Origin of the sequence: Aquabacterium humicola (assembly GCF_030167915.1) — a bacterium.
In the GTDB taxonomy this organism is placed as follows: domain Bacteria; phylum Pseudomonadota; class Gammaproteobacteria; order Burkholderiales; family Burkholderiaceae_C; genus Pseudaquabacterium; species Pseudaquabacterium humicola.
Genome location: NZ_JARGNB010000001.1, coordinates 876,682 through 901,048, shown reverse-complemented (window position 1 = coordinate 901,048; position 24,367 = coordinate 876,682). Strand labels below are relative to the sequence as shown.

The 24,367-nt window shown below is 72.2% G+C and carries 18 protein-coding genes; 9 read left to right on the top strand and 9 right to left on the bottom strand.

Annotation, left to right across the window (positions count from 1 at the left end):
* Window positions 1-10 precede the first annotated feature (10 nt).
* Genes P1K89_RS03970 through P1K89_RS03960 form a run of 3 tightly spaced genes read left to right on the top strand, consistent with a single transcriptional unit; the run spans window position 11 to window position 3,162 of the window.
* Window positions 11-979, top strand: a complete 969-nt coding sequence (locus tag P1K89_RS03970; protein WP_284615064.1) for an ABC transporter permease — start codon at window positions 11-13, stop codon at window positions 977-979.
* A 41-nt stretch (window positions 980-1,020) separates the two neighbouring features.
* Window positions 1,021-2,328, top strand: coding sequence for a histidinol dehydrogenase (gene hisD, locus P1K89_RS03965; protein ID WP_284615063.1), 1,308 nt, complete (start codon window positions 1,021-1,023; stop codon window positions 2,326-2,328).
* Between the two features lie 24 nt (window positions 2,329-2,352).
* Complete coding sequence (locus P1K89_RS03960; protein ID WP_284615062.1) at window positions 2,353-3,162, top strand: substrate-binding periplasmic protein; 810 nt, start codon at window positions 2,353-2,355, stop codon at window positions 3,160-3,162.
* A 40-nt stretch (window positions 3,163-3,202) separates the two neighbouring features.
* Here P1K89_RS03960 and P1K89_RS03955 read toward each other — a convergent pair whose 3' ends face one another.
* The 9 genes from P1K89_RS03955 to P1K89_RS03915 all read right to left on the bottom strand — a co-directional run bounded on the left by P1K89_RS03955 (window position 3,203) and on the right by P1K89_RS03915 (window position 11,595).
* Complete coding sequence (locus tag P1K89_RS03955) at window positions 3,203-3,955, bottom strand: arginine N-succinyltransferase (protein ID WP_284615061.1); 753 nt, start codon at window positions 3,953-3,955, stop codon at window positions 3,203-3,205.
* Window positions 3,955-5,037, bottom strand: coding sequence for an arginine N-succinyltransferase (gene astA / locus P1K89_RS03950; protein ID WP_284615060.1), 1,083 nt, complete (start codon window positions 5,035-5,037; stop codon window positions 3,955-3,957). The genes P1K89_RS03955 and astA overlap by 1 nt, the downstream gene beginning before the upstream one ends.
* Window positions 5,034-6,065, bottom strand: coding sequence for a GlxA family transcriptional regulator (locus P1K89_RS03945; protein ID WP_284615059.1), 1,032 nt, complete (start codon window positions 6,063-6,065; stop codon window positions 5,034-5,036). The genes astA and P1K89_RS03945 overlap by 4 nt, the downstream gene beginning before the upstream one ends.
* A gap of 88 nt (window positions 6,066-6,153) precedes the next feature.
* A complete protein-coding gene (locus P1K89_RS03940; RefSeq protein ID WP_284615058.1) occupies window positions 6,154-6,924 on the bottom strand; it encodes an ABC transporter ATP-binding protein in 771 nt (256 codons plus the stop codon).
* A gap of 20 nt (window positions 6,925-6,944) precedes the next feature.
* Complete coding sequence (locus tag P1K89_RS03935; protein WP_284615057.1) at window positions 6,945-8,075, bottom strand: succinylglutamate desuccinylase/aspartoacylase family protein; 1,131 nt, start codon at window positions 8,073-8,075, stop codon at window positions 6,945-6,947.
* A 20-nt stretch (window positions 8,076-8,095) separates the two neighbouring features.
* On the bottom strand, window positions 8,096-8,779 hold the full coding sequence (locus P1K89_RS03930) for an ABC transporter permease (RefSeq protein WP_284615056.1): 684 nt from the start codon (window positions 8,777-8,779) through the stop codon (window positions 8,096-8,098).
* Window positions 8,780-8,785: 6 nt separating this feature from the next.
* Window positions 8,786-9,472 (bottom strand): ABC transporter permease, encoded by a 687-nt coding sequence (locus tag P1K89_RS03925; RefSeq protein ID WP_284615055.1) that lies wholly within the window; start codon window positions 9,470-9,472, stop codon window positions 8,786-8,788.
* A 33-nt stretch (window positions 9,473-9,505) separates the two neighbouring features.
* Window positions 9,506-10,294 (bottom strand): L-arginine-binding protein AotJ, encoded by a 789-nt coding sequence (gene aotJ, locus P1K89_RS03920; protein WP_284615054.1) that lies wholly within the window; start codon window positions 10,292-10,294, stop codon window positions 9,506-9,508.
* A 38-nt stretch (window positions 10,295-10,332) separates the two neighbouring features.
* The gene (locus P1K89_RS03915) at window positions 10,333-11,595 is read right to left on the bottom strand and encodes a cyanophycinase (protein WP_284615053.1); all 1,263 of its coding nucleotides are present in this window, start codon (window positions 11,593-11,595) and stop codon (window positions 10,333-10,335) included.
* Between the two features lie 302 nt (window positions 11,596-11,897).
* On the opposite strand from P1K89_RS03915, the gene P1K89_RS03910 reads away from it, so the two are divergent.
* The 6 genes from P1K89_RS03910 (at window position 11,898) to P1K89_RS03885 (ending at window position 24,364) form a co-directional block, all read left to right on the top strand.
* Entirely contained in the window at window positions 11,898-14,654 is a 2,757-nt protein-coding gene (locus P1K89_RS03910) for a TonB-dependent receptor (protein ID WP_284615052.1), read from the top strand.
* A 135-nt stretch (window positions 14,655-14,789) separates the two neighbouring features.
* Window positions 14,790-15,953 (top strand): glycoside hydrolase family 5 protein, encoded by a 1,164-nt coding sequence (locus P1K89_RS03905; RefSeq protein WP_284615051.1) that lies wholly within the window; start codon window positions 14,790-14,792, stop codon window positions 15,951-15,953.
* 101 nt (window positions 15,954-16,054) lie between these two features.
* On the top strand, window positions 16,055-18,628 hold the full coding sequence (locus P1K89_RS03900; RefSeq protein WP_284615050.1) for a glycoside hydrolase family 3 C-terminal domain-containing protein: 2,574 nt from the start codon (window positions 16,055-16,057) through the stop codon (window positions 18,626-18,628).
* A gap of 55 nt (window positions 18,629-18,683) precedes the next feature.
* On the top strand, window positions 18,684-21,005 hold the full coding sequence (locus P1K89_RS03895; protein ID WP_284615049.1) for a discoidin domain-containing protein: 2,322 nt from the start codon (window positions 18,684-18,686) through the stop codon (window positions 21,003-21,005).
* A gap of 45 nt (window positions 21,006-21,050) precedes the next feature.
* A complete protein-coding gene (locus tag P1K89_RS03890; RefSeq protein WP_284615048.1) occupies window positions 21,051-23,042 on the top strand; it encodes an alpha-L-arabinofuranosidase family protein in 1,992 nt (663 codons plus the stop codon).
* 92 nt (window positions 23,043-23,134) lie between these two features.
* The gene (locus P1K89_RS03885) at window positions 23,135-24,364 is read left to right on the top strand and encodes an ROK family transcriptional regulator (RefSeq protein WP_284615047.1); all 1,230 of its coding nucleotides are present in this window, start codon (window positions 23,135-23,137) and stop codon (window positions 24,362-24,364) included.
* Window positions 24,365-24,367: the final 3 nt, after the last annotated feature.

The window sequence follows — 24,367 nt, the reverse complement described above, 5'->3', positions numbered from 1 at the left end:
CGCACTTCGCATGTTGGCATCCGCGGCCCCGCGCGAGTCCGGTCGCGACAACCCCGTGCTGGCACGCGAGGTCTGGCTGCTGGGCGGCGTGCTGGCGCTGCTGGTCGGCGTGGCCGGCTGGCTGTCGCCGGCGTTCCTGGGCGCCGGCAACCTGGGCAACCTGGCGGTGCAGGCGGCCCCGCTGTGCCTGGCGGTGCTGGGCCAGATGCTGGTGATCCTGGCCCGCGGGCTGGACCTGTCGGTGGGGTCGCTGATGGCCACCGTCGCGGTGGCCGCGACGGCCTTCGAGACCACGTCCAACGCGATGACGCTGCCGATCTGCGCGGCCACGCTGGCGCTGGCTGCCGCGGTGGGCTGGGCCAATGGCTGGCTGGTGGTGCGGCGCGGTGTCAGCCCGTTCCTGGCGACGCTGGCGATGATGATCGTGCTGCAGGGGGCGCGGTTCGCGTACACGAAGGGCGCGCCTTCGGGCGAGCTGCCGCCCGCGCTGCGCCTGCTGGGCACCGGCACGCTGGTCGGCGTGCCCGTGTCGCTGCTGCTGGTGGCGGCGGTGTCGGTCGCGCTGGTGCTGCTGCTGCACCGCACGACCTTCGGCCGCCGGATCTACGTCACCGGCACCAACCCGCGCGCGGCGGCGCTGGTGGGCATCGACGCCGGCGCCGTCACCATCGCGTGTTATGTCCTGGGCGCGCTGCTGTCGGGCCTGGCCGGGCTGGTGCTGATCGGCTACGTCGGCACGGTCGACAACTGGGTCGGCCGCGGCTACGAGCTCGACTCGATCGTCGCGGCCGTGATCGGCGGCGTCGTGCTCGGCGGCGGCGCCGGCAGCGTGCTGGGTGCGCTGCTGGGTGCGCTGATCCTGGTGGTGCTCTTCAACCTGGTGCTGCTGCTCGGCCTGCCGGTCGAACTGCAGCTGGTGATCAAGGGCCTGGTCATCCTGCTCGCCGCGGCGGTGCATGCCACGCGCATGCCGCGCTAGCACCGGCGCAGCGGGTCGTTCGTTTTCCTCAAGGAGCTGTCATGGTTCGATTCCTGAAGACCGGCCGCACGGCCGAACAATCCGCCACCGACGCGCAGGCCGTGCGCGACACCGTGGTCGCCATCCTGCGCGACATCGAGGCGCGCGGCGATGCCGCGGTGCGTGAACTGTCGGCGAAGTACGACCGCTGGAGCCCGGAGTCCTTCCGGCTGTCCGAGGCCGAGATCCAGGCGTGCGTGCGGCAGCTGACGCCCGGTCAGCTCGACGACATCCGCTTCGCGCAGCAGCAGATCCGCCACTTCGCGCAGGTGCAGAAGGAGGCGCTGCGCGACGTCGAGGTCGAGACCTTGCCGGGCGTGGTGCTGGGCCACCGCAACCTGGCCGTAGAGAGCGTGGCCTGCTACGTGCCCGGCGGCAAGTTCCCGCTGGTGGCCTCGGCCCACATGGGCGTGGTGACGGCCAAGGTGGCCGGCGTGCCCCGAATCGTCGCGAGTTCGCCGCCGGTGAACGGGCAGGCGCTGCCGGCGGTGGTGGCGGCGATGCACCTGGGCGGCGCCGACGAGATCTACACGCTCGGCGGCGTGCAGGCGATCGGTGCGATGGCGCTGGGCACGCCGTCGATCGCGCCGGTGACGATGCTGGTCGGTCCCGGCAATGCCTACGTCGCCGAGGCCAAGCGCCAGCTGTTCGGCCGGGTCGGCATCGACCTGCTGGCGGGTCCCTCGGAGACCCTGGTGATCGCCGACGACTCGGTCGACGCCGAACTGTGCGCCACCGACCTGCTGGGCCAGGCCGAGCACGGCTACAACACCCCGGCGATCCTGCTCACCACCAGCGAGCGCCTGGCGCGCGAGACGATGGCCGAGGTCGAGCGGCTGCTGGCGGTGCTGCCGACGGCGGCGACCGCCGGCGTCTCCTGGCGCGACTACGGCGAGGTGATCGTCTGCGACAGCGACGAGGAGATGGTGCGCGAAGCCGACCGCATCGCGAGCGAACACGTGCAGGTGATGACCCGCGACCCGGACTACTTCCTGGCGCACATGCGCAACTACGGCGCGCTGTTCCTGGGGCCGCGCACCAACGTCGCCTACGGCGACAAGGTGATCGGCACCAACCACACGCTGCCCACCGGCAAGGCCGCGCGCTACACCGGCGGGCTGTGGGTCGGCAAGTTCATCAAGACCTGCACCTACCAGAAGGTGCTGACCGACGAAGCCTCCGCGCTGATCGGCCGTTATTGCTCGCGGCTGTGCGCCATCGAGGGCATGGTGGCCCATGGCGAGCAGGCCAACATCCGGGTGCGGCGCTATGGCGGCGAGGCGGTGCCCTACGCCGGCGTCGCCTCCTGACCAGCCCGGACGACAGGCGGCGGCATGAACGCCAGGCGACGCGGCCTGTTGCGTGGCGCCGCTGCGCTGGCGGCGGCGGCGACCCTGCCGCTGCGGGCATCGCCCGGCGAGCGCCTGCGTTTCCTCGCCTGGGAAGAGCCGCCGCTGCTGGTGGTGCGCGGCCGCACGCACAGCGGGCCTGCCGTCGACCTGGTGCGGGCCGTGGCCGGCCGGGCAGGCGTCGACCACAGCCTGGAGGTGCTGCCGGTCCCGCGGCTGCTGATGGTGCTGGAACACGAGCCGGCAGTGGCGGTGTGCATCACGCGCCTGGCGGCCAGGGAGCGCGCGTTCGACTGGATCGGCGAGGTCCACCAGGACCGCTTCCGCTTCATCTCGGTCGGGCCGCCGGTGCACAGCCTGGCCCAGGCCAGTGCGTTGCGGCGGGTCGGCGTGCGCGGCGGCACCTCGCTGCACCGCACGCTGGTCGATGCCGGTTTGATCAACCTGGAGACGGTGCCGAGCGAGGATCAGAACGTGCGCAAGCTGGTGGCGGGGCGCATCGACGCCTGGTTCTCCAACACCTTCACCGCCGCCGCCCGCATTCGTGACGCCGGCTTCGCGCCGGAGGCGTTCCGCATGGGCAGCCCGGTGGCCGACAACCCGCTGTGGATGGCGGCCTCCTGGCGCCTGCCGGCCAGGGTTCGGACGCTGCTGCGGCGCAGCTTCGAGGCGGTGGCGCGCGACGGCAGCCTCGCGGCCATCACCGCCCCCCTGGCGGTCGTCGACGCCGAGACCCACGCGCCCGCCGGGACGACGGCGATGCCGTCGGCGATGGCCGCGTTCGAACGGCGTTAGAAACGGCGCTTGCAGGCCAGGGCGGCATCGCGCCCCGGCGTCACCCGATCCGCCGCTCGAACACCGGCCCGCCGTCGTCGATGCGCACGTGGTGCCCGCGCGCGAAGCCGTTGTCCAGGAGCGCCTCGGCGATCGCCGCGCTGCCGGCGTCCACCTGGCCGATCGCCGACTGGGCATCGGGCGACAGCATCGAGACGTAGATGCACTGGCGGGGCATCAGCGCGGCGACCTGGGTGCGCCAGGCGACGCCGAACCGGGCGCGGGCCTCGTCCGGATCGCCGGCATGGAAGTGCCGCCCCAGCCCGTCCCAGAACGGCGAGCGTCCGGCCGCGTCGCGCCGCCCCGGCAGTTCCGCGACGATCGTGTCGGCCGTGCATCGGCCGGCGGCCGCTTCGGCGTGGAGTCTTCGCAAGCACTCGGCCTGCAGCGCCCGCTGCGCCTGCCGGGCCTGCTCGTGGTCGAGGCGCGCGGCATCGACGGCCAGGTCGGCCAGCTCCGCCGCTCCGGTGTGGTCGTTGCCCAGCTGCAGGGTCGACTGGCGCTGGAACAGCCCCAACTCGGCCGCGGCATGCACCATGCAGCCGACGCGGTACCAGTAGCGCGGCCGGTCCAGGCCGAGCGCCGTGCGCACGCGCAGCGCGGCGATCGGCGTTTCGGCGCCGGGTCCGACCGCCGCGAGCCACCATTCGCCGGCCCCTTGCGCGGGGAGCGTGCGCTCGGCATCGGGTGGCAGCCAGCGCGCCATGGCGTCCAGGTCCGCGGGCTGCACCTCGCGCAGGCGATAGGTCTGCATCATTCGTCCTCCGGCCGGCCGCCGGCATCGAGTGCCGCGCTCAGCAGTGCATCGTCGTCCCGCACGCCCAGCTGCGCCGCGGTGGCCTGTGGCAGGGGCAGCGATCCGGCGTCGCCCGCGTCGGGCGCCAGCGCGGCGCGGAAGTGATCGCGCCGCGTGGTGCTCACCAGCTGCCAGGCGCCCGGTGCAGCGCCGGCGGCCGCGCCCTCGCGCAGCACCAGGGCCTGGCGATGCCGCATGCGCCCCACGGTCTTCAGCATCGCGAGCCGCGCCTCGACCGTCGGGCCGCCGTCGAAGATGTCGATGTAGGTGTCGGCATCGAAGCCCTCGTCGAGCAGGATCGAGAACGGCAGCTCGGCCACCGGATGCAGCTGGCCGATGGCCCACTGCGCCTCCTCGGGCAGCAGCGGCACGTACACCGGCGAGTGCGGCAGCAGCTCGGCGATGAAGGCCTTGCTGCGCCCGCCGGCAAGCCGCTCGATCTCCGGGTAGTCGACGCCGAAGAAGCGCCGGCCCACCGCATCCCAGAACGGGCAGCGCCCGCGGTCGTCGGCGAGCCCGGGGCTCTCGGCGGCGATGCGGTCGGAGAAGCGTTCGGGGTGCGCGCCGATGAACAGCAGCCGGGCGCGCGAGAGCAGCTGCGGCGCCAGCGTGCGCTCGTAGGCCGGCTCGATGTAGAAGGACGTCAGCAGCGTCACGTCCGTCAGGTCGTGGCACAGGTGCAGCGTGTGGATGCGGTTGCTCACGCCCAGCGCCGCGCTCGCATGCACGATGAACTCGTTGCGGTAGCTGTAGAAGCGGTCGGCGAATCCGGCGCTCGCCGCGATGCCGCTGGTGCCGACGATGCCGCCGGTCGCGCGGTCCTCGAGCACGAACAGGTAGATCTCCTCGCCGCTGGCATCGTCGGACGTGGCGAAGGCATGCGCCGAGCGGTCGAGGCGTTCGGCCAGCTTCTGGCGGTCCGCCGGCAGCGTGGTGATGCCGTGCGCGCTGGCGGCCGCGAAGCGCTCGAACGCCGGCAGGTCGTCGGGGGTGGAGGGCCGCAGCACGAAGCGGCCCGGGTCGACATCGGACAGGGTCATGGAGCCTCCTCGCTCGGTGAAGCCGCGGCCGGGACCGCATCGCCCGGACGGGCCGCCCGCCACGCGGCGGCGCGGCCGGCGCGTTCGTCGCGGGGGGTGCGCCCGAAGTGGGCGCGGTAGGCATTCGAAAAACGCGGGCCGGACGAGAAGCCGCAGGCCAGCCCGATCTGCAGGATCGACTGCGAGCTTTCCTGCAGCAGGCGCCGGGCCTGCGCGAGCCGCAGCTCGGTGTACCAGCGCGACGGCAGCGCATCCAGGTGCTGCTTGAACAGGCGCTCGAGTTGGCGCCGCGAGACGCCGACCAGCTGCGCGATGTCCTCGGTGGCGAGCGGCTCGCCGAGGTTGGCTTCCATCAGCGCGATCGCCTCCGAGAGCTTGCTCGACGTGCCGGGCAGCGCGGCGCTCGGCGTCGGCTGCCGCTCGTCGGCGGCGCGCAGGCGCGTCAGGCCGAAGTGCGCGATCAGCTGCTGCACCACGCGCTGGCCGTGGCGCCGGCCGAGCCAGGCGATCATCATGTCCAGGCTCGCGCTGCCGCCGGCGCAGCCGAGGCGCTCGCGGTCGATCTCGAAGACGTTGCTCGAGACGACGACATCCAGGTGCCGTTCGGCCAGGCCGCGCACCTCGCGCCAGGGCAGCGTGGTGCGGTAGCCGCCGAGCACGCCGCAGCGCGCGGCCCAGACCGCGCCGCTGCCGAGGGTGGCGATCGTCCGGCCGGCCGCGGCGGCCGCGCGCAGCAACCCGCCCAGCGGGCCGAGCCGGTCGTCCGGGTCGAGCGGGGGCGCGTCGGTGGCCAGCACCAGCAGGTCGTCCAGCGCGACATCGTGGCCGTCGAGCGAGCCCTGCACGCTCACTTCGCTGCTTATCGTGTCGGCCACCGGCCGGCCGTCGATCGACAGCAGCCGCACCGCATAGGTCCGGCTGCCGAGCGCCTGGTTGGCCGCCTTCAGCGCCTCGAGCGCGCCGCCCAGCGCGAGCAGCGACACGGGCGGCAGCAGCACGAAGGTGGCGCGCCGGGGGGCCGAGCTCATGCCGCCCCCTGCGCGCTGCGCGCCGTCCCCCCGAGGGGGGATTCGCCCTTCGGGCGGCCGTGCGAGCTCATGCCGCGTCCATCCGGTGCTACTTCAATCCGCCCGACAGGAACTGCCGCAGGCGCTCCGAGCGCGGCTGCGCCAGCACCTCGCGCGGGGGGCCTTGTTCCTCGATGCGCCCCTGGTGCAGGAAGACGACGTGGTTGGCCACCTCGCGCGCGAAGCCCATCTCGTGCGTGACGACGAGCATCGTGCGCCCTTCGGACGCCAGCTCGCGCATCACCGCGAGCACTTCGCCGACGAGCTCGGGGTCGAGCGCCGAGGTGGGTTCGTCGAACAGCATCACCTCGGGGTCGACGGCCAGCGCGCGGGCGATCGCCACGCGCTGCTGCTCTCCGCCGGACAGCTGCGCCGGGTACACGCCGGCGCGGTGGGCCACGCCGACGCGGGCCAGCAGCGCCTGGGCGCGTTCGGTGGCCTCGGCCTTGGAGCGCCCCAGCACGTGCACCGGCGCCTCGATCACGTTTTCCAGCACGGTGCGGTGGGCCCAGAGGTTGAAGTTCTGGAACACCATCGCCAGCCGCGCGCGCCAGCGCCGCAGCTGCGCGGCATCGGCCGCGCGCAGGCTGCCGTCGTGGTCGGGCACCAGCCGCAGCGCCTCGTCGCCGAGGCGGATCGTCCCGGCATGCGGCTGCTCCAGCAGGTTCAGGCAGCGCAGCAGCGTGCTCTTGCCGGAGCCGCTGGAGCCGATCAGGGCGACCACGTCGCCGGGCCGGGCGCGCAGGGACACGCCCCGCAGCACCTCGCGGTCGCCGAAGCGCTTGTGCAGGTCGTCGACCTCCAGGCTGGCGGAACTCATGCGGCGATTGTCCTTGCGGTTCATGCGGAGAGCAGCGCGCCGTGGCGGCGCGCCTCGGTGCCGGCGACCTTCGCGATGCGCGCGCCGGCGGGCACGTAGCGGCGATGGTCGCGGGCGTACAACAGGCCGTCGACCGGGCTGGTGACCGGCGTCACGAGGCCGCGCAGCGGACAGACGAGCTCGGCGATCGTGTCGCCGGCGGCGAGCTGGTCGCCCACCTCGCTGCGGAACACCAGCACGCCGCCGGTCGGCGCGAGCACCGGGATCGAGCCGGCGAGCGGCCGCGGCGCGCGCTTGAGCGGCGGCAGCGCCGCATCGTCGCCGACGAGGCAGCCGCAGTGCGCCAGGAAGCGCATCAGCGCGTCGGCGTCGTGCCGCGCCAGCGCATCGGCGACGTCGGCCTCGCCGCGCAGCTCGACAGTCACCGCGAGGCCCGGCCAGCGAACCGGCGCACCGCCGCGCTGCGCCCAGGCGTCGGCCGCCGCCTGCCAGGGCGACGAGCAGGCCTCGTCGAACGGATCGCCGCCGGAACGGGCCGCCAGCAGCGCCAGCTCGGCGCCGAGCAGTCGAGCCAGCGGCTCGGCATCGTCCCAGCGCGCCTGCGGGCTGTACAGGTGCAGCACCGCTTCGTTGTCGCAGTGCAGGTCGAGCACGATGTCCGCGTCGATGGCCAGGCCCAGCAGCGTGCGCCGCAGCGCCTGCAGCTCGGTCGGCGCCGGCAGCGCGTCCGCCGCCTGGCGCAGCGCGCGGCGCAGCGGCGGCAGCGGGTCGTGCGCCAGGTCCGCGGCCATCGCGGCGGCCACGGCCACCGCGCCGAGGTCGGCGAAATGCCGGTTGAAGTTCTCGCCGCTGGCCAGGTCGAAGCGGCCCTGCGCGCCGTGCAGCAGGCGCTGCGACAGCCCGATCGGGTTGGCCATCGGCACCAGCGTGATCTCGGCGGCCAGGCGCCCTTCGGCCTCGGCGGCGGCGAGGCGTTCGCGCAGGTGGTGCGCGACGAGCATCGCCGGCACCTCGTCGGCGTGCAGGGAGGCCTGGATGTAGACCTTCGGCGGCGCGTCGGATGCCGGCCCGGTGGGTTCGAAGTGCAGCGACTGCAGCTGGCGTTGCGTGCCCGGGGCGTCGCAGGGGAGTGGATGGTGGCGGATCAGCATGGAAGGAGGGCGGCGGCGCCTCAGCGGCCGGGCTGCGTGGGCAGCAGCCAGCGGCGCTCGGCGGCGCGGAAGGCGGCGACGAGCACCATCGTCAGCAGCAGGTAGATCAGCGCCGCGGTGAGGAAGGCGGGAAAGGGCAGGTAGTGCCGCGAGTTGACCTCGCGCGCGGCGCCGGTCAGGTCGAGCAGCGTGACGACGCTGGCCAGCGAGGTGCCGTGCAGCATCATCACCACCTCGTTGCCGTAGGCCGGCAGCGAGCGGCGCAGCGCCGACGGCAGCACCACGCGCCGCAGCAGCACGCCGCGCGACATGCCGAACGCCAGCCCGGCCTCGATCTCGCCGGCGGGCAGCGCGCGGATCGCGCCGTGCAGCATCTCGGTGGTGTAGGCGCAGGTGTTGATCGCGAAGGCGGCGATCGCGCAGAACCAGGCCGAGCTGAGCCAGGGCCACAGCACGCTCTCGCGCACCGTCTCGAACTGCGCCAGCCCGTAGTACAGCAGGAACAGCTGCACCAGCATCGGCGTGCCGCGGATCACGTAGGTGAAGGCCTGCACCGGCGCGCTGCACCACGGCGAGGGCAGCGAGCGCAGCACGGCCAGCGGGATCGCCGCCGCGAGGCCCAGCACCAGCGCCGCGACCAGCAGGCGCAGCGTGGTCCACAGGCCGCTGGCGTACAGCGGCAGGTTTTGAAGAACCGCGTCCATGGGGGGTTAGAAGTCGGTGCGCCGCGTGCCGACCGCGAGCCGCCTGCGCAGCAGCGCGAAGCCGGCCTCGGACAGTGTCGTGAAGCCCAGGTACACCAGCGCCGCCGCGGCATAGAACAGGAACGGCTCGCGCGTCGCGCCGGCGGCCAGGCCGGCGCGGTGCATCAGGTCGGTCAGGCCGATCACCGAGACGATCGCCGTGCTCTTGAGCAGCACCAGCCAGTTGTTGGCCAGCGGCGGCAGCGCGTGGCGCAGCATCTGCGGCGCGACCACCCGCGCGAAGACCTGCCAGCGCGTGAAGCCGAAGGCGCGTGCCGCCTCGGCCTGGCCGGGCGGCACCGCCAGGAAGGCGCCGCGGAAGGTCTCGCTGAGGTAGGCGCCGAAGACGAAGCCGATCGTCGCGACGCCGGCGACGAAGGGGTCGACGTCGACCGGTTCGCGCCCGGCGCGCTCGGCCAGGTCATTGACCAGCATCTGGCCGCCGTAGAACACCAGCAGCATCAGCACGAGGTCGGGCACCGCGCGGATCGCCGTCGTGTACGCGGCGGCGAGCGCGCGCGCGGCGCGGTGGCGCGACAGCGCGGCGCTGGCGCCGGCGATGCCGAACGCCAGCGCGATGGCCAGCGCGCACAGCGCCACCGCCAGCGTCATCGCGGCGCCTTCGAGCAGGGCGAAACCGTAGCCGTGCAGCATCTCGTCGTCCGGGGACTCAGGCCGCGCGTCGCGTCACTTCGACGCCTCGCCGTAGATGTCGAAGTCGAAGTACTTGTCCTGGATGCGCTGGTAGGTGCCGTTGGAGCGGATCGCCGCGATCGCGCGGTTCAGGCGCTGCACCAGCTCGGTGTCGGTCTTGCGCACCGCGATGCCCGCGCCATGGCCGAAGTAGGCCGGCTCGACGTACGCCGGCCCGGCGAAGGCGAAGCCCTTGCCCTGCGGCTTCTTCAGGAAGCCGGCATCGGCGGCCACCGCGTCGACCAGCGTCGCGTCGAGCCGCCCCGCGGCGAGGTCGAGGTAGATCTCGTCCTGCTTGGCGTAACGCACGATCTCGCTGCCCTTGAAGGTGTCGGTCGCGAAGCGGTCGTTGATCGACGCGCGCTGCACGCCGATGCGCTTGCCCTTCAGCCCCTCGGGGCTGACGGTGAGGTTCGCCGCGCTGCGCACGATCATGCGGTTGGGCGTCTTGTAGTACTTGTCGCTGAAGGCCACGGCCTTCTTGCGCTCGTCGGTGATCGACAGCGACGCGACGATGGCGTCGAACTTCTTCGCGTTCAGCGCCGGGATCATGCCGTCGAAGTCCTGCTGCACCAGCGTGCACTCGACCTTCATCTCCGCGCACAGCGCCATCGCGATGTCGATGTCGAAGCCCTTGAGCTTGCCGTCGGGGCCGACCTCGGAGAAGGGCGGGTAGGCGCCTTCGACGCCGAGGCGCAGCTTGGACGGCTGGGCGAACGCGCTGCCGGCCAGCAGCACGGCGCCGGCCAGCAGGATCTTGACGAGGGGGCGGCGTTGGGTCATCGGGGTCTCCGGTGGTTCAGGAAGGCAGGGGGGCGGGTTCAACGTGTCCACGGCCGGTGCAGCGGCTGCTGCACGCGCACCGGCAGCACGTCGAGGTACAGGTTGGCGACGGTGTAGTCCTCGCCGCCGAAGCTGCCGGTGAACCAGCCCAGCGTGTCGGCGCCCTTGTAGAGGCGGAACTCGAAGCCGAGCGCCGGCTGCGGATCGTCGGCCGGCGGCCGCGCGTCGAACGCCAGCCCGCGCAGCTCGCGCTCGGGGCTGTCCAGCAGCTGCGCCATCGCGTTGGCGATCGTCGTGTCGCCGAGCATGTCCAGCGGGTAGGGCACGCGGGGGAAGTAGGGCTTGAAGCCGGGCGCGTTCGGGTCGATGCGCAGGTCCGCCGCCTTCTGCGGCGAGGGCGTCACGACCCGTGTCCTCAGGTTCACGCGGTCGCCGCGATCGAGGTAGCTCAGCTTCGCGCCGCGCAGGTTGAAGGCGCCGAGGGCGCGGTCGCTGGTGGCCTCGGACAGGTCGGCCAGCAGCGCGCCCTTCGCGCCGATCACCTCGACCTCGTCGCCGCGGATGATGGCCGCGGAGTCCTCGTCGACGCCCAGGCCCAGCCGGTAGCCCTTGGCGTCCATCAGCGCCAGCAGGCGACCGACGCGTCCACGCTTGAGGAAGTGCTGGTCGACGAAGAGATCGGGGCCGACGAAGCCGAGGCCGCGGTCGATCTGCCGGCCCTCGGCGAGCGCGCCCTTCATCACGCGCATCACGTCCTGCGCGTCGCGGAACATCAGCGTGCTCATGATGGCGGCACCGGCCGAGCTGCCGGCCACCACGCCGCCGCCGCGGTAGACGTCCCACACCGCCTGCAGCAGCGGTGTGGGCCGGCCGCCCGGCTGCAGCGTATCGACGATGCGCTCCTGCGCGCCGCCGGAGAAGTACACGCCGCGCGCGGCGCGCACCGCGTCGATCCAGCGCGGGTTCTTCGTCTCGGCGTCGAGGTCGATGCCCTTCAGGCGCGGGGCCACCGGGATCACCTGCACGTCCGCGCCGCGGCGCTTCAGTGCGTCGGCGATCTGCGCGCCGGACTTCTCCGGGTTGCCGGCGGCCGTCGCGAAGACCACCCAGCGCGAGCCCGGGCCGCCGGTCAGCTGCACCAGGCGCGACCAGACGGCATCGTTGTCGACCTTCAGCGCGCCGCCGATCGGCACCGCAACTCCGGCCGGCTTCGATGGGTCGGACTGGGCCAGTGCACAGGCGCTGGTGAGCAGCGCGAGCAGCATCGCGAACCAAACGCGGCGGGTGGACAGGAAGGTCATCGGTCGGGGGGGCAAAGCGGCCTGACAAGGCCAACGGGCCGCGATGCTGCCAGCGCCGGCCGCGCGACAGCACCGGGTTCCCCCGCGACTGCTGGCGCGATGACCGATCGCGGCAACTGCGTGTCGCCTGCGGTGAAGCGGCGGGTCGCGTCGGGTGGTGCGCCGGCGATGCTGTTTTCGCGAAAGCGACGACGACTTTTCATGCGGCGACGGCTCGGTGTGCACCCGGTTACCGCCGGACAGCGCCGTTCGTAGAGTCCGCCGCCAGTCGATTCCCAACCCACGGCAGGACCCCCATGCGCATGCATTCCTCTACGGCCGCCGGCCGCCTCGCCCTCCACCGCGGCCGCTGGCCGCTTCGTCCCGCGTCGCAGGCCGCGATGCTGCTGGCCTGTGCGATGGCGGCGACCGCCGCGCACGCGCAGGAGGCCGGGCCGCAGCGCGTCGAAGTGACGGGCTCGTCGATCAAGCGCATCGACGGCGAGACCGCGCTGCCCGTGCAGGTGCTCAAGCGCGAGGACATCGACCGCACCGGCGCGACCACCGCGGCCGAGCTGCTGAAGACGATCAGCGCGAACACCGCGCCGCTGTCCGACGGCGTCAGCATCACCGACGGCACCTCGGGCCAGCGCGGCTTCAACGGCGCGAACCTGCGCGGCATCGGCGTGTCGTCGACGCTGGTGCTGCTGAACGGGCGGCGGCTCGCGAACTTCGCGTCGCCCGGCGACAACGCGGGCGTCGACCTGAACAACATTCCCGCCGGCGCGATCGCGCGCGTCGAGGTGCTGAAGGACGGCGCTTCGGCGATCTATGGCACCGACGCGATCGGCGGCGTCATCAACTTCATCACGCGCAAGGACTGGCGCGGCGTCGAGGTGGCGGCGTCCTTCGCGGACACCCAGCACGGCGGCGCCGGCAAGAAGACCGCGACGCTGTCCGCCGGCTTCGGCGATCTCGCCAGCGACCGCTTCAACGTCTTCGGCGTGATCGACGTGCAGAAGCTCGACAGCCTGCGCTCGACGCAGCGCGACTGGGTGGCCGAACGCGCGCTGGCCAGCACACTGCCGGCGCTGATGTCGTCGAACACCTGGCCGGCGAACATCGACATCTCGAGCGCGCAGCGCAACGCGCTGATCGCCGCCGGCGTGCTGCCGGCCGGCACCACGCGCACGCGGCTGAACCCGTCGGCGCCCGGCTGCAACCCGCCGGCCACCGTGCATGCGCCGCAGGGGCCGGGCGGCCCGCTCGCCTGCAGCTACGACTACATGCAGGACACCGAGATCTATCCCGAGGCCGAGAAGATCGGTTTCGTCGGCCGCGCGACCTGGCAGCTGGCGTCCGACCACCAGCTGTTCGCCGAAGTCGTGCAGGCGCAGGCCAAGACCGACTACCGGCTGAGCCCGAACCCGATCCGCATCCGCAACCTGCCCGTCAGCCTGCTGCCCGACCCGTACCGCTCGGTGCTGGTGGCGCAGAACCCCAACGGCACGTTCAGCGGCATCCGCTACCGCATGACCGAGGCGGGCAACCGTACCAACGAAGTGACCAGCGAGGCGCAGCGGCTGGTGGTCGGCGCGGTCGGCACCGTGGCCGGCTGGGACTACGACACCGCGCTGAGCCGCGCGGAGAACCGGGCGGTGGACAAGTACGTCGACGGCTACGTGCTCTTCAACGAGTTCAATGCGGCCGTGCGCAGCGGGGTGATCAATCCGTTCGGCACCTCGTCGGCCGAGGGCCTGGAGCGCCTCGCGCAGATCAAGGTGAACGACGAGGCGCGCAAGTCCAAGGGCATCACCGAGGCGGTCGACCTGAAGCTGTCGAAGGCGATCGGGCAGCTCGCCGGCGGCGACCTGGCGCTGGCGGTCGGCGGCGAGCTGCGCCGCGAGACGACCAGCTTCACGCCGTCGGCGCTGCTGCTGTCGAACAACATCGCCGGCGACCGCTCGGCCTCGGGCGACGTCGAAGGCATCGTCGCCACGCGCGACAGCCGCCAGGTGCGCGGCGTGTATGCCGAGCTGGTCGCGCCGTTCACGAAGTCGCTGGAGGCGCAGTTCGCGATCCGCCACGACCGCTACAGCCAGGTCGGCAGCACCACCAACCCCAAGGTCGGCCTGCGCTGGCAGCCGTCGAAGGCGCTGCTGGTGCGGGCGTCGGCGAACACCGGCTTCCGGGCGCCGTCGCTGGCCGACCTGAAGCGGCCGACGACCTTCGGCTCGGCGTCGAGCTTCCTCACCGACCCGCAGTGCGTCGCGCAGGAGGGATCGATCGACCTGTGCACCGACCAGTGGCCGGTCGAGCGGCGCAGCAATCCGGACCTGAAGCCGGAGAAGTCGCAGCAGGTCTCGCTGGGCCTGGTATTCGAGGCGACGCGTACCTTGAACGTCAGCATCGACTGGTGGGCGATCGACAAGAAGGACGTGATCAGCACGCTGGGCGAGCAGGTGATCGTCGAGAGCCCCGAGAAGTACAACGGCACCTACATCGAGCGCGATGCCGACGGCTTCATCACCAACATCCTGCTGCGCAAGGAGAACCAGGGCCGGCTGAAGACCGCCGGCGTCGACCTCGGCGCCGAGTGGCGCGGCGACATGACGGCCGCGGGCCGCTTCAGCGCGGCGCTGAACGGCACCGTGGTGCTGAAGTACGACCGCCAGTTCGGCCCGCTGGAGCCGTACCGCAGCAACCTCGGCGTGTTCCTCAACGACCAGGTCATCCAGCGCTGGCGGCACCGGCTGTCGTTCGGCTGGGACCGGGGCCCCGTCTCGCTGACGCTGGCGAACCAGTACTCGTCCGGCTACACCGACCAGAACACGACCTACGACCCGGTGAGCGACAAGCTGCTGCCGTCGCGGAAGGTGTCGGCCTACTCGCTGTGGGACCTGACGGGCAGCTGGAGCGTCAACAAGCAGCTCAAGCTGCGCGCGGGCATCCTGAACCTGGCCGACAAGGCGCCGCCGTTCTCGAACCAGGCCTACTACTTCCTGGCCGGCTACGACCCGACCTACGCCGATCCGCGCGGTCGATCGTTCTACCTGAGCGTGAGCTACGCCCTCCGTTGACCCGGGGCCGGCCCCCTTGCCCGGGGCCGATCATCGACCCGCCGACGTCCGGAACGCAGGCTAGGTGTTTGCACGCAGTTGATTCATTCGACGCTCGAACTAACATGCCGTCGGGCTTGATACTTCGAGAGATCAGTGGAGAGACGACGCTTTTCCATCCTCGTGGGCACGGCACCGCTCGCGCTGGGCGGCCTGATGTCCGGCTGCGGCGGCACGGGCAACGGCTCGGGCTCTGCGGGCCCGGCGGAGGCCGGCGCCGGCACCGTCGGCAGCGCGGGCATGCGCAACCTGACCAGCGTGCAGATCTCGCGCGAGATGTCGCCCGGCATCAACCTGGGCAACACGCTGGAGGCGATTCCCGAGGCCACGTCCTGGGGCAATCCGCCGCCCACGCGCGCGCTGATGCAGGCCTACAAGGCGGCCGGCTTCCGCAGCGTGCGCATTCCGGTGGCTTGGACCCAGTACGCCGACGTGCAGGGCCGGATCGGCGCGGCATGGATGGCCCATGTGAAGCAGGTGGTCGGTCACGCGCTCGACGCAGGCCTCTACGCCATCGTCAACATCCACTGGGACGGCGGGTGGATGAACCACCCGACCTACGACAAGCAGGCGTCGATCAACGCACGCATCACGACGTACTGGGCCCAGATCGCCCGCGCCTTCCAGGAGTTCGACGACCGGCTGCTCTTCGCCGGCACGAACGAGGTGGGGCAGGAGGGCACCTGGCAGGGGCCGACGCCCGAGTACGCCGCGGTGCAGAACAGCTTCAACCAGACCTTCGTGGACACGGTGCGGGCCACCGGCGGCAACAACGCCGCGCGCCACCTGATCGTGCAGGGCTACTGGACCAACGTGGCGTACACGCTGGCCCACAACACCCTGCCCAGTGACCGCATCGCCAACCGCCTGTTCATGGAGGTGCACTTCTACGATCCGTACAACTTCACGCTCAACGGCGACAGCAAGATCTGGCAGTGGGGCGCCGGCGCCACCGACCCCGCCGCCACCGAGGCCTGGGCCAGCGAAGCCGCGGCCGATGAGCAGTTCCGCCGCCTGAAGGCGCACTTCGTGGACCGCGGGGTCGCGGTGCTGGTGGGCGAGTACGGCGCCTACGTGAAGCCGGCCTACCCGGGCATGGCGCCCTACCGCAAGGCCTGGGCCCAGAGCATCACGCGCGCCATCGTCCGCCACGACCTGGTGCCGGTGTGGTGGGACACCGGCGAGCTGATCGACCGCCACACGGCCCAGCCCAAGGTGCCGGACGTGCTGGCCGCCATCGTCGACGCGGCGCGGCGATGAAACCGGTGCACGACGCCCGCGTCCTGCCGGCGCCGGGCCCGCGGGCGACGAGGGCGACGAGGGCGACGAGGGCGGCTTTGGCCCTGGCTTGCGCGGTCCTGGTGACCGCCTTCGACGCCCATGCCGCCGATGGGCAGCCGCCGGCGTCGCCGGTGCGCCGGCTCGCCGAGACGCAGGCCGCCGCGCTGGTGGCGCGCATGAGCACGGACGAGAAGATCGAGCAGTTGCTCAACGTGGCGCCCGCGGTGCCGCGGCTGGGCATCCCGTTCTACAACTGGTGGACGGAATCGCTGCACGGTGCCATCGGCATCGTGCCCACGACCAACTTCCCCGAGCCCATCGGCCTGGGCGCCACCTTCGACGCGCCGCTGGTGCAACGCGTGGCCGAGGCCATCAGCCGCGAGGTGCGTGCGCTGCATGCGCTGGGCCGCGAGAGCGGCCGCCCGGGCCCCGGGCTGAACACCTGGGCGCCCAACATCAACCTGTTCCGCGATCCGCGCTGGGGGCGCGGCCAGGAGACGTACGGCGAAGACCCGCACCTGACGGCGATGCTGGGCGTGGCCTACGTGCGCGGCATGCAGGGCCGGGACCCCGACCAGCCCGATGTCATCGCCACGCCCAAGCACTTCGCCGTGCACAGCGGGCCGGAATCGACGCGCCACTCGGCCAACGTGTTCGCCTCGCCGCACGACCTGGAAGACAGCTACCTGCCGGCCTTCCGGGCCGCGATCGTCGACGCCCAGGCGGGCTCGACGATGTGCGCCTACAACCGCGTGGACGGGCTGCCGGCCTGCGCCCACGGGCCGCTGCTGAAGCACAAGCTGCGCGGCGCCTGGGGCTTCCAGGGCTACGTGGTGTCCGATTGCGACGCGGTGCAGGACATCGACCTGCACCACAAGTTCGCGCCCGATCCCGTGGCCGGCGCGGCCGCGGCCCTGCGCGCCGGGGTGGACAACGAGTGCCACACCGGCGTGTGGTCGAAGGCGCCGCAGCTCCGCGGCCACTACCGGCAGGCGCTCGAGCGGGGCCTGATCAGCCACGCCGACATCGACCGCGCGCTGGTGCGCCTGCTGTCCGCGCGCCTGCGCACCGGCGACCTGCCCGGCGTGGTGCAGAAGACGCCCGTGCCGGCCAGTGCCATCGGCACGCCCGCGCATGCGGCGCTCGCCCTGGAGAGTGCCGTCAAGAGCCTGGTGCTGCTGAAGAACGACGGCACGCTGCCGCTGGCCTCGCGGGCGCGCATCGCGCTGATCGGGCCGCACGGCGACAGCACGCGCGTGCTGCGCGGCAACTACTCCTCCGAGCGCACGCTGGCCGCGGTATCGGTGCTGGACGGCCTGCGCCGGGCCCTGCCGCAGGCCCGCATCACGCACGTGCCCTTCACGCCCTCGATCACCGACGGCGATCCCGTTCCCGCCGCCGCCTTCCTGACGCCGGAGGGCCGTCCAGGCCTGAGGGCCGACTACCACCATGCCGCGTCCGATGGGGGTTATGAAACGGCGCCTGCGGCGACCCGGGTGGAGACACACGTGGTCTCGAATGCCGACCAGGTGCGCGAGGTCGGCGGGCGCCACAAGGTGGTGTGGACAGGCTTCCTCGTGCCGCCGGAGAGCGGCACCTATCGCATCGGCATGACCGGCCTCAAGGGCGAGGTGGCCACCGGCGGCGACGGCATCCGCGTGGCTGCCTACTCCGGCTGGAACGAGCCGCCGCGGCTGAGCGACGTGGTGCTGGAGAAGGGCCGCCGCTATGCCGTGCGGCTGGAGTCCGAGCCGGGCGTCGGGCCGACGCCGGGCCTGCTGTGGAAACGGATCGCCACCGACCTGCAGGCCGAGCTGAAGGCGGCGGTGACCCGCGCCGACGTGGTGGTCGCTGCGGTCGGCCTGACCTCGGACATCGAAGGCGAGGAGATGCCGATCACCGTCGATGGCTTCTCGGGCGGCGACCGCACCTCGCTGGCGCTGCCGGCCGACCAGCGCCGCCTGCTCGAATTCGCGCAGACCTTGGGCAAGCCGCTGGTGGTGGTGGCGATGAGCGGCAGCGTCGTCGACCTGCGCTGGGCCAAGGCGAACGCCGCGGCCATCCTCCAGGCCTGGTACCCCGGGCAGGCGGGCGGCCTGGCCATCGGCCAGGTGCTGGCCGGCCAGGCGGACCCGGGCGGCCGGCTGCCGCTCACTTTCCACGGCAGCGTGGACGAGCTGCCGCCGTTCGACGACTACCGCATGAAGGGCCGCACCTACCGCTACTTCGGCGGCACGCCGGTGTACCCCTTCGGCCACGGCCTCGGCTACACCCGCTTCGGCTACACCGGCCTGCAGGTCGCGCCCGAGCGCGGTGCGGCGGAGAACGGCCTGCGTGTCACGGCCAGCGTGCACAACACCGGCGCGCGCGCCGGCGACGAGGTGGTGCAGCTCTACATCACGCCGCCCGCCTTCGACGGCGCGCCACGCCACGCGCTGCGCGGCGCCCAGCGGGTGACGATCGCGGCCGGTCAGTCGCAGTCCGTGAGCTTCACGTTGTCGCCACGCGACCTGAGCTTCGTCAGCGCCGACGGCCGGCGCAGGCTGGTCCCCGGGCGCTACCAGATCTCGGTGGGCTCCGGACAGCCCGGCACCGGGGTCGCGGCGGTGGACGGCAGCTACATGGTCGAGCGCGACATCCCCCTGCCGGAATGACCGGCGCCTTCGAGACCACGATGACCACCGGCGTGCCGGCGCACTGAGATTGCCCTTGAAGACCACAGCCTCCATCGTCCTGGCCTGCGGGCTCGCGGCGCCCCTGGCAGGGGCCGGCGCGGGCATGGCCGCGCCTGTCGTTCCCTATGCCCACGAACACGTGATCGAGCCAGGCGACAGCCAGGCCGTCGTCGTCGAGAAGGCGGCCAAGGTGTTGCCGCGTGCGAACCAGCGCGCGTGGATGCGGCTGGAGCGCACGTTCTTCCTGCACTTCGGCGTCAACACCTTCAGCGAAGTGGAGTGGGGCAGCGGGCGCGAGGACCCGGCGATCTTCAACCCCACGGCGCTGGACGCGACGCAATGGCTGCGCGCCGTCAAGCAACTCGACGGCAGGCTGCTCGTGCTGGTGGCCAAGCACCACGACGGCTTCTCGATGTGGCCGACGCGCTATTCCGGGCATTCCACGCCCGCGAGCCCCTGGCGCGCGGGCAAGGGCGACCTGGTGCGCGAGGTCGCCGACGCTGCGCGCGCCGCCGGCGTGAAGCTGGGCATCTACCTGTCGCCCGCCGACCTGTACCAGCTCAGGACGAATCCGAAGAATCCGGCCGGCTACTACGGCAACGGCAGTGCGAAGCGGCCGTCGACCATCCCCACCGACCCGGCGCGCTTCACGAGCGACCCGTCCCAGGGGCGCCCGCCGACGCCCGGCTTCGGGTCGTTCCGCTACGACGTCAACGACTACAACCGCTATTTCCTCAACCAGCTCTACGAGTTGCTCACCGAGTACGGCCCGGTGCACGAGGTGTGGTTCGACGGCGCCAATCCCGACCCGAGCGTGCCCGAGCGTTACGACTATGCCGCCTGGTACGACCTGATCCGCCGGCTGCAGCCGAACGCGGTGATCATGGGCAAGGGCCCGGACGTGCGCTGGGTCGGCACGGAAAGCGGGTACGGCCGCGCGACGGAGTGGAGCGTGATCCCGCTGCCGACGGCGCCGGCGAGATTCGACTGGCCCGACTGGCAGGGCGCCGACCTCGGCAGCCGCGCGCAGCTCAAGCCCGGCTCGCACCTCTGGTGGTACCCGGCCGAAACCAACGTCACGCTGCTCGCCAACGGGGCCTGGTTCTGGGCACGCGACAAGCAGCCGCGCCCGGTGACCCAACTCGTCGACATCTTCTACGCGTCGATCGGCCGCAACGCCAACCTGATCCTCAACCTGTCGCCCGACCACCGCGGCCTGGTGCCCGACGACCAGGTGCAGGCGCTGGGCCAGATGGCCGAGATCGTGCGCGAGACCTTCGCGCGCAACCTGGCCGCCGGCGCGAAGGTGACGGCCGATCATGCGGCGCGCGGGCGCCGCGCCGGCGCCGCGCTCGACGGCCGGCTCGACACCTGGTGGGAAGCCGCCCCCGGCCGCAGCGACGGCACGCTGACCTTGCAGCTGCCCCAGCCGAGGAGCTTCGACGTGATCTCGCTGCAGGAGGCGGTGGACCGCCGCAGCCAGCGCATCGAGTCGTTCGTGATCGAGACCTGGAACGGCAGCGCCTGGGTGACGGCCGAGAAGGTCGGCAGCGACGCGCTGACGACCGTCGGCTACAAGCGGCTGATCCGGCTGCGGCAGCCGGTGAGCACCGATCGCCTGCGCATCCGCATCACCGGCGCGCGGCTTCAGCCCACGCTGGCCGAGGTGGCGCTGTACAAGCAGTCGGTCGACCTGCTGCCGCCGACCATCGGCGATCGCGGCGGCGACGGCTCGGTGCGCATCAGCCACCCCGCCGGTGGCCGCATCGTGCACACCACCGACGGCACGCCGCCCACGCTGGACTCGGCCGTCTACGCCGGGCCGCTGACGCTCACCTCGAGCGGCATCGTGAAGGCCGCGCGCGTGCTGCCCGACGGGCGGCTGGGTGTGGTCGGCTCGCGCACCTTCGCCGGCCTGTCGCCGCAGGGCTGGAAGGTGGTGGCCGTCGACAGCGAGGAGGTGACGCAGGGCGCCAACGGCGCGATGCTGGCGATCGACGGCGACTCGTCCACCCACTGGCACACGCGCTGGAGCAGCGACCTGAAGCTGCCGCACGCGATCACCGTCGACATGGGCCAGGCGCACCGCATCGGCGGCGTCGCCTACCTGCCGCGGCAGGACGGCATGCTCAACGGCACGGTCGAGAACTTCCGCTTCGAGACCAGCGAGGACGGCACACGCTGGCACACGGCGATCGAGCGCGGCCACTTCGCCAACGTGCGCAACAACCCCGACCTGCAACGGGTGCGCTTCCAGCCGGTGACGGCGCGCTACTTCCGCTTCACCGCGCTGGACGAGGTGTGGCGCAACGGCTGGACCAGCGCCGCCGAGCTGTCCGTCCTGCCGGCCGATTGACGCGGCAGCCGGCCGCGAAGCCCCGGGGCCCACGACACCAGGACCATGAAGAAGACATTGACGACGCTGATCCTGGCCGGCAGCTGCGGCGCCGTGGCCCTGCACGCCGGCGCGCAATCCGCCGCGGCGCTGCCCACCATCCGGGTGGCGGCCGACCGCGAGCAGGCGCGCATCAGCCCGATGCTCTACGGGCTGATGACCGAGGAGATCAACTTCGCCTACGAAGGGGGCCTGTACGGCGAGCTGATCCGCAACCGCAGCTTCAAGGCCGAGGCCGGTTATGCCTACCAGGCCGAGGAGCCGGTCTACTGGAGCACCGTGGGCGCGGCCGGCATCGCGCTGGACCGGAAGCAGCCGCTCAACGAGGCGCTGGACCTCAGCCTGGTGCTCACCATCCCCACGGCCAGCGCGGCGCAGCCTGCGGGCATCCGCAACGGCGGCTGGTGGGGCATCGGCCTGCGGCCCGACACCGAGTACCGCGTGTCGTTCCACGCCAAGGCGGAAGCCGACCCCGGGCCGCTGACCCTGGCGCTGGCCAAGGCCGACGGCACGACGCTGGCCTCGTCCACCGTCGGCGGCGTCGGTGCCGAGTGGCAGCGGTTCGAGCTCACGCTGCGCACCGATGCCGCGCTGGCGCCGTCGAAGGACAACGTGTTCACGCTCACCGCCGCGCGGCCGGGCAAGTTGTGGCTGCAGCAGGTGTCGCTGTTCGGCCCCACGCACAAGAACCGGCGCCATGGCCTGCGCCCCGACCTGATGGCGCTGCTGGCCGGCCTGAAGCCGAAGTTCCTGCGCTTTCCCGGCGGCAACTACGTCGAGGGCGACACCTTCGCGCAGCGCTTCGACTGGCGCAAGACCGTCGGCGACCCCGCCCGCCGGCCCGGCCACCGCAGCCCCTGGAACTACTGGTCGACCGACGGCATGGGCCTGCTGGAGTTCCTGCTGTGGTGCGAGGACCTGCAGATGGAGCCCTTGCTCAACGTCTTTGCGGGTTATGCGCTCAACGGCGAACGCCTGAGCACGGCCGAGGAGCTGGCGCCCTATGTGCAGGAGGCGCTGGACCAGATCGAGTACATCATCGGCGACACGGGCACGATCTGGGGCGCGCAACGCGCACGCGACGGCCATCCGGCGCCGTTCCGGTTGCGCACCGTGGAGATCGGCAACGAGGACTTCTTCGACAAGTCCGGCTCCTACGACCGGCGCTTCTCGATCTTCTACCAGGCCATCAAGGCGAAGTACCCGCAGTTGCAGCTGGTCTCGACGATGGCGCGCGAAGCCACGCCATCGCAGCGCCCCGACCTGGTGGACGAGCACACCTACGCCTGGGGCGAGGCGATGATGTACGAGCGCCTGAACGACTACGATGCGCGGCCGCGCAGCGGCCCCAAGGTCTTCGTCGGCGAATGGGCCACGCACGAGGGCTGGCCGATGCCGAACATGCTGGCCGCGATCGCCGACGCGGCCTACCTCACCAGCCTGGAGCGCAACGCCGACCTGGTGGCGATGTCGGCCTACGCGCCGCTGCTGGCCAACGTCAGCCAGGTCACCGGCCACAGTCGCGAGCGGTCGATGCAGTGGTCCACCAACCTGATCGGCTACGACGCGCTGCGTTCCTACGGCACGCCGTCGTACTACGTGCAGAAGATGTTCTCCGAGTCGCTCGGCGAGGTGGTGCTGGCGTCCTCAGGCCGAGACATCCCCACCTGGTCGAGCAAGGAGAACAAGACCTTCCCCTCGCTGCACTGGGTGGCCACGCGCAAGGACTCCGCGACCGGCGGCAGCCGCATCCAGCTCAAGCTGGCCAGCCGCAGCGCCACGGCGCAGCCGGTGCGCATCCAGCTCGACGGGCTGAAGACCCTGGCGGGCACCGGCACGCTCACGGTGCTGAGTTCGCCCGACCCCGCGGCCGGCAACTCGCTCGACGAGCCGACGCGCATCGCGCCGAAGACGCAGGTCCTGGAGGGCATCGCGCGCGCGTTCACGCTGACGCTGCCGGCCTGGTCGGTGGCGGTGCTGGAGCTCGAGGGGCGCTGAGCCCTGTCCGCCCCTCTCCGGCAGGCGTGGCGTGCCGCGCCGTGCGGAGTCCGTTACCCTTGTCGGTTCGAAGCCGGACAGGAGGGCGCACTTTGTTCGTTGACAAGACCGAGGCTGCAGGCCACCAGCAGCTGCTGAAGAGCATCAACCGGATGGCGCTGGTGCGCCACCTGTGCAGCCATCCGGGCCTGTCGCGGGCCGACCTCGCCGGCGCGGTGCAGCTGACGAAGTCGACGATCAGCATGCTGGTGCGCGAGTTGATCGAGGAAGGCTGGCTGGTCGAACACGAGGTGGTCGCCACCGGCGACCTGGGGCGGCGGCCGACGCCGTTGTTCGTCGACCCGGGGCGGCTGGTGCTGCTGGGGGCGGAAGTGGGCATCGAGGGCGTGCGGGCGGTGGTCACCTCGCTGACCGGCGAGGTGCTGGCGCAGGCCCGCTCGGGGTATGGGGGCGCGCGCAGCGCCAAGGCCAGCATCGGCGTGCTGGCGGCCACGGTGCTGAAGGTCGCCGGCCGGCTCGACAGCGGCACGCAGCGGGTCATCGGCATCGGCGTCGGCCTGCCCGGCGGCGTCGACGAGGCGACCGGGTTCCTGCACTTCGCGCCGAACCTGCGCTGGCGCGACGTGCCGGTGGGCGAGCTGCTCGCCGAGAAGCTGGCGGGCTCCGCGTTGGCGCGCGTCCCGCTGTTCCTGCAGAACGAGGCGGATGTCGCGGCCATCGGCGAGATGGAGTTCAACCCGGCCGAATTCGTCGATCCGCTGCTGTACGTCAGCGTGAACCAGGGCGTCGGCGCCGGCGTGATCGTCGGCGACCGCCTGCTGCGCGGCCGCCGCGGCTTCGCCGGCGAGGTCGGCCACATCGTGCTGCAGATCGGCGGGCCGGCGTGCTCCTGCGGGCGCCGCGGCTGCGCCGAGGCCTTGATCGCCCCGCGGGCGATGCTGCCCGGCCACGGCGACGACGACCCGCTGGCCGAGGTGCAGCGCCGCCTCGAGGCGGGCGATGCGGAGATGCAGCGCGCGGTCAAGAAGGCCGGCAACCACCTGGGCGTGCTGCTGCAGAACCTGGCCGCGGCCTATGACCCCGGCTGCATCGTGCTGGGCGGCTCGGTGATCGAGCTGGGGGAAGCCTTCGTGCAGCCGGCGCTGCGCACGCTGAACGACTATGCCGAAGCGGCGGGCCTGCCGCCCCCGCCGGTGCGCATGTCGCGTTTCGGGGCCGACGCGGTGGCGGTGGGCGCGGCGGCGCTGGCGCGCTACCGGATCACGCGGCCGCTGATCGGGCCGGCGTTCGCGGTCGCGCGCGACGCCGCGGCCGCCGCCTGAAGG

Excerpts from the sequence above, each read along its gene's own strand:
- P1K89_RS03945 (WP_284615059.1), bottom strand. The coding sequence starts at position 6,065 with ATGAGCTCGGCCCCCCGGCGCGCCACCTTCGTGCTGCTGCCGCCCGTG.
- P1K89_RS03955 (WP_284615061.1), bottom strand. The coding sequence starts at position 3,955 with ATGCAGACCTATCGCCTGCGCGAGGTGCAGCCCGCGGACCTGGACGCC.
- astA (WP_284615060.1), bottom strand. The coding sequence starts at position 5,037 with ATGACCCTGTCCGATGTCGACCCGGGCCGCTTCGTGCTGCGGCCCTCC.
- hisD (WP_284615063.1), top strand. The coding sequence starts at position 1,021 with ATGGTTCGATTCCTGAAGACCGGCCGCACGGCCGAACAATCCGCCACC.
- P1K89_RS03935 (WP_284615057.1), bottom strand. The coding sequence starts at position 8,075 with ATGCTGATCCGCCACCATCCACTCCCCTGCGACGCCCCGGGCACGCAA.
- P1K89_RS03930 (WP_284615056.1), bottom strand. The coding sequence starts at position 8,779 with ATGGACGCGGTTCTTCAAAACCTGCCGCTGTACGCCAGCGGCCTGTGG.
- P1K89_RS03925 (WP_284615055.1), bottom strand. The coding sequence starts at position 9,472 with ATGCTGCACGGCTACGGTTTCGCCCTGCTCGAAGGCGCCGCGATGACG.
- aotJ (WP_284615054.1), bottom strand. The coding sequence starts at position 10,294 with ATGACCCAACGCCGCCCCCTCGTCAAGATCCTGCTGGCCGGCGCCGTG.
- P1K89_RS03940 (WP_284615058.1), bottom strand. The coding sequence starts at position 6,924 with ATGAGTTCCGCCAGCCTGGAGGTCGACGACCTGCACAAGCGCTTCGGC.
- P1K89_RS03910 (WP_284615052.1), top strand. The coding sequence starts at position 11,898 with ATGCATTCCTCTACGGCCGCCGGCCGCCTCGCCCTCCACCGCGGCCGC.
- P1K89_RS03960 (WP_284615062.1), top strand. The coding sequence starts at position 2,353 with ATGAACGCCAGGCGACGCGGCCTGTTGCGTGGCGCCGCTGCGCTGGCG.
- P1K89_RS03970 (WP_284615064.1), top strand. The coding sequence starts at position 11 with ATGTTGGCATCCGCGGCCCCGCGCGAGTCCGGTCGCGACAACCCCGTG.
- P1K89_RS03890 (WP_284615048.1), top strand. The coding sequence starts at position 21,051 with ATGAAGAAGACATTGACGACGCTGATCCTGGCCGGCAGCTGCGGCGCC.
- P1K89_RS03915 (WP_284615053.1), bottom strand. The coding sequence starts at position 11,595 with ATGACCTTCCTGTCCACCCGCCGCGTTTGGTTCGCGATGCTGCTCGCG.